This is a genomic window from Pantoea sp. Acro-807 (assembly GCF_011752675.1).
Classification (GTDB): Bacteria; Pseudomonadota; Gammaproteobacteria; order Enterobacterales; family Enterobacteriaceae; genus Pantoea; species Pantoea eucrina.
Genome location: NZ_VWXE01000006.1, coordinates 186865 through 199281 on the forward strand (window position 1 = coordinate 186865; position 12417 = coordinate 199281).

Below are 12417 nucleotides of genomic sequence, written 5' to 3' on the forward strand. Positions count from 1 at the left end.
CATGGCTGTTGAAGATACCCAGCCGCTCATCAGCCATCTGATCGAGCTGCGTAAGCGTCTGCTGAACTGCATCATTGCCGTGTTTGCGATTTTTCTCTGCCTGATCTATTTCGCTAACGATATCTATCACGCGGTCGCCGCACCGCTGATCAGCCAGATGCCGGCCGGCGCCAGTATGATTGCCACAGATGTTGCCTCGCCATTTTTTACGCCGATCAAGCTGACCCTTATTGTCTCGGTGTTTCTGGCGGTTCCGGTGATCCTCTATCAGGTATGGGCATTTATCGCGCCAGCGCTCTACCGGCATGAACGCCGGCTGGTTATGCCGCTGCTTTTCTCCAGTACGCTGCTGTTCTACGTGGGTGTGGCTTTTGCCTACTTTATTGTCTTTCCGCTGGCGTTTGGCTTTTTTGCCAAGACCGCGCCGCAGGGCGTCACCATTGCGACCGACATTACGAACTATCTCGACTTTGTCATGACGCTGTTTATGGCATTTGGCGTTGCGTTTGAAGTGCCGATAGCCATCGTGCTGCTCTGCTGGACCGGGATCACCACGCCGGACGATTTGCGGAAAAAACGGCCTTATATTCTGGTCGGCGCTTTCGTTGTTGGGATGCTGCTCACACCGCCAGACGTTTTTTCCCAAACTTTGCTCGCTATTCCGATGTACTGCCTGTTTGAAGTCGGCGTATTCTTTTCCCGCTACTACGTGGGTAAAGGGCGTAAAGCGGCAGAGGAAGACTCCTGATCGCGTTTACGCAGGACGCCCCGTTGCGCGCGGGGTGAAAGCATTTTACAAACCGCCCGCCTGCCGGGCGGTTTTTATTTGGGGAAAGAGATGTTTGATATCGGTGTAAACCTGACCAGCACGCAATTCGCAAAAGATCGCGCTCAGGTGGTTAAGCGCGCGCGCGAAGCAGGTGTCACCGGCATGCTGCTTACCGGCACTAACGCGCTGGAGAGCCAGCAGGCACGACAGCTGGCAGCACAGCATCCCGGCTACTGCTGGTCTACGGCCGGCGTCCATCCGCATCACGCCAGTGAGTGGTCCGCAGAAACAGCCAGCACGCTGCGCCGCCTGGCAGAGAGCGAACAGGTGGTTGCCATAGGGGAGTGCGGGCTCGACTTCAACCGCAATCTGGCTGCGCATCAGCAGCAGGAGTATGCATTCGATGCCCAGCTGGCGCTGGCTGCAGAGCTGCAGCTGCCGGTGTTCTTACACTGCCGCGAAGCGCACGATCGCTTTGTTGCGGTGCTGGAGCCGTGGCTGCCGAAGCTGACGGGAGCGGTGGTACACTGCTTTACCGGCACGCGTGCGGAGCTGGAAGCCTGTCTGGCGCTGGGCCTCTCCGTGGGCATTACCGGCTGGGTGTGTGATGAACGCCGCGGAATGGCGCTGCGTGAGATGCTGCCGCTGATCCCGGCGGAGCGTTTACTGCTGGAGACGGACGCGCCTTATTTACTGCCGCGCGATATGCGGCCCCGTCCGGCCTCGCGGCGCAATGAACCCTGTTTTCTGCCTCATCTGGTACAGCAGGTGGCGGGCTGGCGCGGAGAGACGGCGGAGGCGCTGAGTGCGCAGGCCGACGCAAACGCGCGTCAGCTGTTCAGGCTGGCTTAAACCTTACGAAACAGTTTGTTATCCACACTGCGCATCACCTGCTTATTCAGCAGGTTCAGCAACAGGATCGAACGGGTTTCTCCGTCGGGCTCGGCAAAAATCGCCCGCAGCCCTTCAAACGTGCCGTCGGTGATAAGCACTTCATCGCCCGACTGCGGCGTTTCAGGATCCAGAACAATCTGTGGTGTATCGGTTTGCAGTGCTTCAATCACTTCATAGGGCACCGTGGCGGGCATAGCGCCGAAGCGCACAAAATGGCTGACGCCGCGCGTGCTGCTGATGGTGGTGGTATGAATCGCTTCCGGATCGAATTCGATAAACAGATAGTTAGGGAACAGCGGCTCACTGACAGTGGTGCGTTTACCGCGCACCAGCTTCTCCATCGCGATCGTTGGACTGAGGCATGTTACTGCCTGACGCTCAAGATGTTCCTTAGCGCGCAGCAGCTGTCCGCGTTTGCAATAGAGTAAGTACCAGGATTCCATAACTGCCCCCAAATAATGGATGCCAAGAATAACAAACCTGCAGTCAGAGTTATAGCGCATCGGCTGGCGTATACCGTACCGGCCAGAGAAATTCTCTGCGAATTTTCTGATTAGTGCGTTATCTGTGCGCTTTGCGGCAAGAGAATTGACGGCCAGGGCGCATCTGTATCAGACTGCCAGACCATTACGGATCTGCACGATTTCCCGATTCACTCTGGCCGGAAAACTGAAGCCACATGAAATACCAGGACTTACGAGATTTTCTTTCGCTGCTGGAACAGCGTGGCGAGCTCAAGCGCATCACTCAGGAGATTGATCCTGAACTGGAGATGACCGAAATCGCCGACCGCACGCTGCGTGCCGGCGGCCCGGCGCTGCTGTTTGAAAACCCCAAAGGGTATGACATGCCGGTGCTGTGTAACCTGTTTGGCACGCCAAAGCGCGTGGCCATGGGTATGGGGCAGGAGGAGGTCAGCGCGCTGCGCGACGTCGGTAAACTGCTGGCATTTCTGAAGGAGCCGGAGCCGCCCAAAGGCTTCCGCGATCTCTTTGACAAAATGCCGCAGTTTAAGCAGGTGCTGAATATGCCAACAAAGCGTCTGCGCAATGCTCCCTGTCAGGAAGAGATCTTCAGCGGCGATGAGGTTGATTTGTCGCGTATTCCGGTGATGAAGTGCTGGCCTGGCGATGCGGCACCGCTGATTACCTGGGGGCTGACCGTTTCGCGCGGACCGCATAAAGAGCGGCAGAACCTGGGGATCTACCGCCAGCAGGTTATCGGCAAAAACCGGCTGATTATGCGCTGGCTGTCGCACCGCGGCGGCGCGCTCGATTTTCAGGAGTGGTGCAAAGCCCACCCCGGCGAACGCTTTCCGGTCGCGGTGGCGCTGGGTGCCGATCCCGCCACCATACTGGGCGCGGTCACGCCGGTGCCGGATACGCTCTCGGAGTACGCCTTCGCCGGCCTGCTGCGCGGCAATAAAACCGAAGTGGTAAAATGCGTCTCCTGCGATCTGGAAGTGCCCGCCAGCGCGGAAATTGTGCTGGAAGGCTACATTGAACCGGGCGACATGGCGCCGGAAGGTCCCTATGGCGACCATACCGGTTACTATAATGAAGTAGACAGCTTTCCGGTCTTTACCGTTACGCACGTTACGCAGCGGCGTAAACCGATCTATCATTCCACCTATACCGGTCGTCCACCCGATGAGCCTGCGGTACTGGGGGTGGCACTGAATGAAGTGCTGGTGCCAATCTTAATCAAACAGTTTCCGGAAATTGTCGATTTTTATCTGCCGCCTGAAGGCTGCTCCTACCGCCTGGCGGTAGTGACGATTAAAAAACAGTACGCAGGACATGCCAAGCGGGTGATGTTTGGCGTCTGGTCATTTCTGCGTCAGTTTATGTACACCAAATTTGTTATTGTGTGTGACGACGACGTAAACGCGCGCGACTGGAATGATGTGATTTGGGCGATTACCACCCGCATGGACCCGGCGCGCGATACCGTACTGGTAGAAAATACGCCGATCGATTACCTCGACTTTGCTTCACCGGTTTCGGGGCTGGGCTCCAAAATGGGGCTGGATGCTACTAATAAATGGCCGGGTGAAACGCAGCGCGAGTGGGGCACGCCGATCGTCAAAGATCCGGCGGTCACCGCGCGTATTGACGCAATCTGGGATGAGTTAGCAATCTTTGCCGAACCGCCGCAGCGCTGACGGCAGCAGAGAACCATAAGAAAGGGCAATTATGACGACGTTAAGCTGCAAAGTGACTTCGGTTGAGGCGATTACCGACACCGTATATCGCGTGCGCCTGATCCCGGAAGCGGAATTTAGCTTTCGCGCCGGTCAGTATCTGATGGTGGTAATGGATGAGCGCGACAAGCGTCCTTTCTCCATTGCCTCAACGCCAATGGAGAAAGAGATTATTGAGCTGCACATTGGCGCATCCGATCTCAATCTTTACGCTATGGCCGTGATGGATCGCATCAGAAGCGACCGCCAGGTAACGATTGATATGCCGCATGGTGATGCGTGGCTGCGGGAAGAGAGCGAGCGCCCGGTGATTCTGATCGCCGGCGGCACCGGCTTTTCCTACGCGCGTTCACTGCTGCTGACCGCGCTGGCGCAGCAGCCCGATCGTGATATCGCCATTTACTGGGGCGGACGTGAACTGCAGCACCTCTACGATATGGATGAGCTGGAAGCGCTGGCGGTAAAACACCCGAATCTCAAGGTGATTCCAGTGGTTGAGCAGCCTGCAGATGGCTGGCAGGGGCGCAGCGGGACGGTACTGACCGCCGTTATGCAGGATCATGCCGATCTGAGCGGCCATGACATCTATATCGCCGGACGCTTTGAGATGGCAAAAATTGCCCGTGAGCGTTTCTGCAGCGAGCGCGGCGCGCTGGAAGCGCAGATGTATGGCGATGCCTTTGCGTTTATCTGAGGCGCAGCCGTAAAAAAGCCCGCCCGGAAGGGCGGGAACACGTGCGATTCACAGGTCTCTGTTTTAGATACGTTCAAATACGGTGGCGATGCCCTGACCCAGGCCGATACACATGGTTGCCAGGCCAAACTGCACGTCATGCTGTGTCATCTGGTTGAGCAGGGTGGTGCTGATGCGCGCGCCGGAACAGCCCAGCGGATGCCCCAGCGCAATCGCCCCGCCATTCAGGTTTACTTTCTCATCCATCTGCGCCATAAGCCCTAAATCTTTGATGCAGGGCAGGGTTTGCGCAGCAAAAGCCTCATTAAGTTCAAACAGTCCGATATCCGCTACGCTGAGTCCGGCACGCTTCAGCGCCATTTTGCTGGCGGGAACCGGGCCGTATCCCATAATTGAAGGATCGCAGCCGGTTACCGCCATACTGCGGATACGCGCACGCGGGGTGATGCCCAGTTTACGGGCGCGGCTTTCACTCATGATCAGCATGGCGGCAGCGCCGTCAGAAAGCGCGGATGAACTGCCGGCGGTCACCGTGCCGCTCACCGGATCAAACGCCGGCCGCAGCGCGGCCAGACCCTCCAGGCTGGTCTCCGGACGGATGACCTCATCACTCTCATAGCGCTTCAGCACGCCATCGGCGTCGTGCCCCCAGGTGGGAATAATTTCGCGGGCAAAATCGCCGCGCTGCGTCGCCGCCCATGCACGCTGATGCGAACGGAAAGCAAACGCATCCTGCTGTTCGCGGCTGATATGGTGCATGCGCGCCAGCATTTCCGCTGTCAGGCCCATCATGCCGGCGGCTTTTGCCACTGTCCGGCTCAGGCCGGGATGGAAATCAACGCCGTGGCTCATCGGGACATGGCCCATATGCTCAACGCCGCCAATCAGGCAGGTCTGCGCATCGCCGGTCATAATGGCCCGGGCAGCATCATGCAGCGCCTGCATAGATGAACCGCAGAGGCGATTCACCGTGCTGGCGGGCACGCGGTGCGGAATTTCCGCCAGCAGCGCCGCGTTGCGCGCAATATTAAATCCCTGCTCCAGCGTCTGCTGCACGCAGCCCCAGATGATATCATCCAGCGAGGCGGGGTCGATCGCCGGGTTGCGGCTCAGCAGCTCCCGCATCAGATGTGCTGAGAGATCTTCCGCCCGCACCTGACGAAAGGCGCCGCCTTTAGAGCGGCCCATGGGCGTGCGTGCGGCATCAATAATGACGACATTTTCCATCTCTGTTCCTCAGGCGCGCTGCAGCGACGCTTCATCAATAGGTTGAACGGCGGGGTACCAGCTCTGATGCGCGTGCGCACGCTGCACCAGCGCCTCCGGCAGCGTATAAAGCGCGCCGAGATGTGCGTAGCGTCTGGCCTGGTCGACCACATTGCTGTTACCGAGCGTATCAAGATAGCGGAAAGCGCCGCCGCGGAATGGCGGGAAGCCGAGGCCATAGACCAGCGCCATATCTGCTTCTGCCGGTGAGGCGATAATCTTCTCTTCCAGACAGCGCACCACTTCATGCAGCATCGGCAGCATCATACGGTTGATAATCTCTTCATTGCTGAATGCGCGTGCTGGTTCACTGACGCTGCTCAGCAGCGTATCGGCGTCCGGATCGTGTATCTTCTGCGGTTTGCCTTTTTTATCCTGTTCCCAGCGGTAGAAGCCGAGGCCGTTTTTCTGCCCAAACCGGCCCGCATCAAACAGGACATCGATGGCATCCCGATAGTTTTTCTGCATGCGCGCCGGAAAGCCCTGCGCCATGACCTGCTGCGCATGATGGGCGGTATCGATACCGACCACATCCAGCAGCCACGCCGGCCCCATTGGCCAGCCAAACTGCTGCTCCATGACTTTATCAATCTGGCGATAATCAGCGCCGTCGCGCAGCAGCAGGCTGAAAGCCGCAAAATAGGGGAACAGTACCCGGTTAACAAAGAAACCGGGACAATCGTTAACCACGACCGCTGTTTTTCCCATTTTGCTGGCCCACGCCACCACCTTACTGATGGTCGCTTCTGAGGTCTGTTCGCCGCGGATCACTTCCACCAGCGGCATGCGCGGTACCGGATTGAAAAAGTGCATACCGCAGAAATTTTGCGGACGCTGCAGCGCTTTCGCCAGTTCGCTAATCGGGATGGTTGAGGTGTTCGAGGCGAGAATGGCATCGTCCCGCAGCTGCTGTTCGGTCTCAGCGAGCACTTTCGCTTTGACCGCCGGATTCTCCACTACCGCTTCTACCACCACATCAGCGCGGCGGAAACCGCTATACTCCAGCACCGGCTGGATAGTTGTCAGCACGGCAGCAAGTTTCGCACCATCAATTTTGCCGCGCGCCAGCTGCTTATTCAGCAGCTTGCTGGCTTCATTCATACCCAGCGTCAGCGCTTTTTCACTGATATCTTTCAGGATAACGGGTACGCCTTTCCACGCTGACTGCCAGGCAATCCCGCCCCCCATGATGCCGGCACCCAGCACGGCGGCCTGCTGCGGCAGCTCTGCGCGGGCGCTATGTTTTTTCGCCAGGCTTTTGACATATTGATCGTTAAGGAAAATGCCGACCAGCGCGCGGGCAACATCGCTCTGTGCCAGCGGCACAAACGCAGCCGTTTCAAGCTTAAGCGCATCATCGCGCGTCAGCCCGGCGGCAGCTTCAATTGTTTTCACCGCTGTCAGCGGGGCAGGGTAGTGTTTACCTGCCGTCTGCAGCACCATGCTTTTCGCCAGCGTAAAGCTCATCGCGGCTTCAACCGGACTCAGCTTCAGCGGCGCCAGCTTCGGCGCCCGGCGTGCCTGCCAGCTCTGCTGGGTAATGGCGTCGTGCAGCATAGTGAGCGCGGCGCTGCGCAGTTTGTCGCGGCTGACCACGGCATCGACCAGACCCAGCTTCAGCGCGCTTAATCCATCCACATCTTTGCCGGCGGCAATGATCTCCAGCGCGCTGTCGGCTCCCAGCAGGCGCGGCAAACGCACGCTACCGCCAAAGCCTGGCATGATGCCGAGTCGGGTTTCCGGCAGGCCAATACGCGTCTCCGGCGTCGCGACGCGCAGATCGGTTGCCAGCACACACTCGCAGCCACCCCCCAGCGCATAGCCATCAATGGCGGCAATGGTCGGCACCGGCAGATCTTCCAGCCGGTTAAAAATGCTGTTAGCAAAGGTCAGCCACGCGCTCAGTTTCTCTTCAGGGGCATCAAACAGCGAAAGAAACTCGGTGATATCCGCGCCGACGATAAAAGCGGGTTTGGCGGAGCTTAACAGCAGACCGCGCAGACCGGGCTGCTGCTGCAGTACATTCAGCGCCTCTCCCAGGCTGGCGACGGTTTTAATATCAAGTTTATTGACCGAGCCGGGAGCATCGAAAACCAGCTCGGCAACGCCGTCTTCGAGCCAGTGTAATGAAAGGGTATCGCCTTGGTAGAGCATATCCGTCTCCTGAAACCGCGAAAAGTGATCTGGTCATACCAGATGAACAGGAGTGTGAGCGGCCTGCCCCTCTTTTGCAAACGGCAGTGTGCTTATTTGATACCGCGATCACAGGCTGGCTGGCGCGCCAATAGCGGCGCGGCTATGCTACACTGCGGCCACTTTCGCGACATCGGAGACTCGTTCATGGATTCACTGAAAACACTGTATCAGGCGCATATCAAAACGCTGCAGCAGCGGGCGCAACAGATTCTGGCGCGCGGCAAACTGGATGCGCTGCTGATCCACTCCGGCGAGCTACAGACCGTTTTTCTGGATGATCACACCTATCCGTTTAAAGTGAATCCGCAGTTCAAAGCCTGGGTGCCGGTCACGCAGGTGCCGAACTGCTGGCTGTGGGTCGACGGCAGCAATAAACCTAAACTGTGGTTCTATTCACCCGTCGACTACTGGCATAACGTCGAGCCGCTGCCGGAGAGCTTCTGGACCGGAGATGTTGATGTCATCGGGCTGAAAAATGCAGATGAGATTGCACAGCTGCTGCCAGCATCGCGTGAAAACGTCGCCTACATTGGCCCGGTACCGGAACGTGCTGCGCAGCTGGGCTTCAGCAGCGCGCAGATCAACCCGCAGGCGGTCATCGATTTCCTGCATTATCATCGCAGTATCAAAACGGATTATGAGCTCGCCTGCCTGCGTCAGGCGCAGAAGCTGGCGGTTGCTGGCCATCGCGCGGCTAAAGAGGCGTTTTTCTCCGGCATGAGCGAGTTCGATATTAACCTCGCCTATCTTACCGCTACCGGGCACCGGGATACGGATGTGCCGTATGGCAATATTGTGGCGCTGAACGAACATGCAGCCGTGCTGCACTACACCCGGCTCGATCACCAGCCGCCAGCCAAACGTCACAGCTTCCTGATTGACGCCGGCGCTGAGTATGCAGGATATGCAGCAGATTTAACCCGCAGCTATGCGGCGCAAAGTAAAACGCGCTATGCCGAGCTGGTGGAGGCAATGAATAAAGAGGAGCTGGCGCTGATCGCTACGCTGAAAGCGGGCGTGCGCTATACCGATTATCATCTGCAGATGCATCAGCGCATTGCGCGTTTGTTGCTGAAATTTGGTCTGGTAAAAGGCCTGACGGAAGAGGCGCTGGTGGCAGAGAATCTCACCGGACCTTTCATGCCGCACGGCCTGGGTCATCCCCTCGGGCTGCAGGTACATGATGTGGCCGGTTTTATGCAGGACGATCGCGGCACGCATCTGGCTGCGCCGGCGCAATACCCTTATCTGCGCTGCACCCGGGTGCTGGAGCCCGGCATGGTACTGACCATTGAGCCGGGCTTCTATATTATCGATTCGCTGCTGGCGCCGCTACGCGGGGGTAAGTACACCCAGCACTTTGACTGGCAGGCGATTGATGCGCTGAAGCCGTATGGCGGAATTCGCATTGAAGATAATGTGGTGATCCACCCTAATCGCATTGAGAACATGACGCGCGACCTGCACCTGGCCTGATGGACGCTTATGATATTCCGGCTGAGGCGATAAGCAGCAGCGAAGAGATGATCAAAAAAAGCCGCTTTATCACTCTGCTGGCGCATACGCCGGGTGCTGAAGCGGCGCGGGCGTTTGTGCAGCGGGTCAAAAGCGAGCATCCCGCTGCGCGGCATCACTGCTGGGCCTGGGTTGCCGGTGCTCCGGACGATTCACAGCTACTGGGCTTCTCCGACGATGGCGAACCCTCCGGCACGGCAGGTAAGCCGATGCTGGCGCAGCTGATGGGGAGCGGCCTTGGTGAGATCACTGCCGTAGTCGTACGCTATTATGGCGGCATCATGCTGGGGACCGGCGGGCTGGTCAAAGCTTACGGCGGCGGGGTGCAGCAGGGACTGAAACAGCTGCCGCGTCAGCGCAAAGTGCCGATGCAATCTTTTATGCTGCGCTGTGATTATGCACAGATGAGCGATATAGAACGCCTGCTGCAGCGTTTTGACGGCGTTACCGAAGAGAGCCGCTATGAAGATTGCATCACGCTGCGCATTGCGCTGCCTCATGCGCAGATAGCGGCCTTTAAGCAAAACCTCTCTGACTACAGCCGGGGTGCGCTAGCGCTGCTCCCGCTGGATAACTGAACAAAGGACACGGCTGAATGCACTTCCGCGCCATTACCCGCATTGTGGGTCTGCTGGTTATTTTATTCTCGGTAACCATGATTGTACCGGGTTTAGTGGCGCTGATTTATCGCGACGGTGCCGGCCGCGCCTTCAGTCAGACGTTCCTGATGGCGATTGTCATTGGTTCGCTGCTCTGGTGGCCCAACCGTAAACAGAAGACCGAACTTAAACCGCGCGAAGGCTTTCTGATTGTGGTGCTGTTCTGGACGGTACTGGGCAGCGTCGGTGCAATGCCGTTTATCTTTGCCGAGCAGCCTCACCTCTCCGCGACCGATGCCTTTTTCGAATCCTTTTCCGGCCTGACGACGACGGGTGCAACGACGCTGGTGGGGCTCGACTCCCTGCCGAAAGCGATTCTGTTTTACCGGCAGATGCTGCAGTGGCTGGGCGGTATGGGGATTATCGTGCTGGCCGTTGCCATACTGCCGATTCTGGGCGTTGGTGGCATGCAGCTTTATCGCGCCGAAATGCCCGGGCCGCTGAAGGACAATAAGATGCGGCCGCGTATTGCAGAGACAGCAAAAACGCTGTGGCTGATTTATGTTGTGCTGACCATCGCCTGCGCGCTGGCCCTGTGGCTGGCCGGCATGCCGATGTTTGACGCTATCGGGCACAGCTTTTCTACCATCGCGATTGGCGGTTTCTCCACGCACGATGCCAGCATCGGCTATTTTAACAGCCCGACGATCAACACGATTGTTGCGGTGTTTCTGCTGATTTCCGGCTGTAACTACGGCCTGCACTTTTCACTGCTGAGCGGGCGTAACCTGAAGGTTTACTGGCGCGATCCTGAATTCCGGATGTTTATTGGCGTGCAGTTTACGCTGGTGGTGATCTGCACGCTGGTGCTCTGGCTGCATAATGTTTATGACAGCGGCTGGCAAACGCTGAATCAGGCTTTTTTCCAGGTAGTGTCATGGGCAACAACGGCGGGCTTCACCACAGATAGCATTGCACGCTGGCCGCTGTTCCTGCCGGTGCTGCTGCTCTGCTCAGCATTTATCGGTGGTATGGCTGGCTCAACCGGGGGCGGCCTGAAGGTTATTCGTATTCTGCTATTGTTCAAGCAGGGTTCACGTGAGCTAAAACGTCTGGTGCACCCTAATGCGGTTTACACCATTAAGCTTGGCAACCGGGCGCTGCCGGAGCGTATTCTGGAAGCGGTATGGGGTTTCTTCTCCGCCTATGCGCTGGTGTTTCTGCTCAGCATGCTGGCAATTATCGCGACCGGCGTTGATGACTTCTCCGCGTTTGCTGCCGTTGCGGCAACGCTGAACAACCTTGGGCCGGGGCTGGGTGTAGTCGCAGACAACTTCACAACCATGAATGATGTGGCGAAATGGATATTGATCCTGACGATGCTGTTCGGGCGTCTTGAGGTCTTTACGCTGCTGGTGCTGTTCACGCCGACTTTCTGGCGTGAATAAGAGAAACAGGAACCTGTAATGAAAGCATTAATACTTTATTCCACCCGCGACGGACAAACCCGCGAAATTGCAGCGCGTATTGCTCAGACTCTGGTACCGCAGCAGTTATGTGATGTGCAGGATCTTGCAGAGACGAGACAGATTGACTGGTCGCAGTACGATCGCGTACTGATAGGCGCCTCGATTCGCTATGGTCATTTTGATACGGCGCTGATGAAGTTTGTCACGCAGCACCGGCAGTCGCTGCAGCAGCGGGTAAGCGGATTTTTTAGCGTGAATCTGACGGCGCGCAAAGCTGACAAGCGTTCCCCGCAAACCAATGCCTATACCCGCAAATTTCTTGAGCAGTCACCGTGGCAGCCCGACTGCTGCGCTGTGTTTGCCGGCGCGTTACGTTATCCGCGCTATCGCTGGTTTGATCGGGTAATGATTCAGTTAATTATGCGCATGACCGGTGGTGAAACCGATACCTCTAAAGAAGTCGAGTACACCGACTGGTCTGCAGTGAGCAGATTTGCGTATGAATTTGCGCAGTTACCAGGCAAATCGTTGTGAAATAGAGCGTTGTGGCGAAAAATAGCGCGAACGATTCTTTTTTTGTATTTAACGCTTGTCAGCCCGGAAGAACTCCCTATAATGCGCCTCCATCGACACGGCACACCGGCTTACGGAAAACGGCGTCGACAGGAAGATTCGGTAAGAACTTCCGCCGGAGAAAACGCTGAAAAAAGTGGTTGACTCCGGAGGAGGAAAGCGTAATATACGCCACCTCGCAGCAGACGCTTAAGGCGCTGGCTGCACCGCTCTTTAACAATTTATCAGACAATCTGTGT

12 protein-coding genes are annotated in these 12417 nt (G+C 57.4%); 8 read left to right on the forward strand and 4 right to left on the reverse strand.

Translation table 11 applies throughout. The features are described 5' to 3' along the window. Window position 1 precedes the first annotated feature (1 nt). Together tatC and tatD are read left to right on the forward strand one after the other, a co-directional pair. Window positions 2-748 carry a Sec-independent protein translocase subunit TatC gene (tatC, locus tag F3J39_RS14935; protein ID WP_039381808.1) on the forward strand — a complete coding sequence of 249 codons (747 nt, stop codon included), beginning with the start codon at window positions 2-4 and terminating at the stop codon, window positions 746-748. A gap of 90 nt (window positions 749-838) precedes the next feature. Then, window positions 839-1621 carry a 3'-5' ssDNA/RNA exonuclease TatD gene (tatD, locus tag F3J39_RS14940; RefSeq protein WP_039381811.1) on the forward strand — a complete coding sequence of 261 codons (783 nt, stop codon included), beginning with the start codon at window positions 839-841 and terminating at the stop codon, window positions 1619-1621. Here the strand turns inward: tatD and rfaH are convergent. Further along, window positions 1618-2106, reverse strand: coding sequence for a transcription/translation regulatory transformer protein RfaH (rfaH, locus tag F3J39_RS14945; protein WP_039381813.1), 489 nt, complete (start codon window positions 2104-2106; stop codon window positions 1618-1620). The two genes, tatD and rfaH, sit on opposite strands and share 4 nt — an antisense overlap. A 236-nt stretch (window positions 2107-2342) precedes the next feature. Between rfaH and ubiD the strand changes: the two genes are divergently transcribed. Together ubiD and fre are read left to right on the forward strand one after the other, a co-directional pair. After that, complete coding sequence (gene ubiD / locus F3J39_RS14950) at window positions 2343-3827, forward strand: 4-hydroxy-3-polyprenylbenzoate decarboxylase (RefSeq protein WP_039381814.1); 1485 nt, start codon at window positions 2343-2345, stop codon at window positions 3825-3827. A gap of 31 nt (window positions 3828-3858) precedes the next feature. Then, entirely contained in the window at window positions 3859-4560 is a 702-nt protein-coding gene (gene fre / locus F3J39_RS14955) for an NAD(P)H-flavin reductase (protein ID WP_039381815.1), read from the forward strand. Between the two features lie 63 nt (window positions 4561-4623). Here the strand turns inward: fre and fadA are convergent, their stop codons facing one another. Beyond that, window positions 4624-5787, reverse strand: a complete 1164-nt coding sequence (gene fadA, locus F3J39_RS14960; protein ID WP_166714351.1) for an acetyl-CoA C-acyltransferase FadA — start codon at window positions 5785-5787, stop codon at window positions 4624-4626. Between the two features lie 9 nt (window positions 5788-5796). After that, a complete protein-coding gene (gene fadB, locus F3J39_RS14965; RefSeq protein WP_104085843.1) occupies window positions 5797-7980 on the reverse strand; it encodes a fatty acid oxidation complex subunit alpha FadB in 2184 nt (727 codons plus the stop codon). A 186-nt stretch (window positions 7981-8166) separates the two neighbouring features. Between fadB and pepQ the strand changes: the two genes are divergently transcribed. The 4 genes from pepQ to hemG are packed head-to-tail and all read left to right on the forward strand — an operon-like array spanning window position 8167 to window position 12139. Then, window positions 8167-9498, forward strand: a complete 1332-nt coding sequence (gene pepQ / locus F3J39_RS14970; protein WP_071668198.1) for a Xaa-Pro dipeptidase — start codon at window positions 8167-8169, stop codon at window positions 9496-9498. Then, entirely contained in the window at window positions 9498-10115 is a 618-nt protein-coding gene (locus F3J39_RS14975) for an IMPACT family protein (RefSeq protein ID WP_104085842.1), read from the forward strand. The genes pepQ and F3J39_RS14975 overlap by 1 nt, the downstream gene beginning before the upstream one ends. 17 nt (window positions 10116-10132) lie before the next feature. Continuing rightward, the gene (gene trkH, locus F3J39_RS14980) at window positions 10133-11584 is read left to right on the forward strand and encodes a Trk system potassium transporter TrkH (protein ID WP_065647777.1); all 1452 of its coding nucleotides are present in this window, start codon (window positions 10133-10135) and stop codon (window positions 11582-11584) included. An 18-nt stretch (window positions 11585-11602) separates the two neighbouring features. Then, window positions 11603-12139: a menaquinone-dependent protoporphyrinogen IX dehydrogenase gene (hemG, locus tag F3J39_RS14985; RefSeq protein ID WP_104085841.1), complete on the forward strand. Its 537-nt coding sequence runs from the start codon at window positions 11603-11605 to the stop codon at window positions 12137-12139. A 76-nt stretch (window positions 12140-12215) separates the two neighbouring features. On the opposite strand, the gene F3J39_RS18780 is transcribed toward hemG, so the two are convergent. Further along, on the reverse strand, window positions 12216-12417 hold a 202-nt coding region (locus F3J39_RS18780), incomplete at its 5' end, for a hypothetical protein (RefSeq protein ID WP_211049661.1).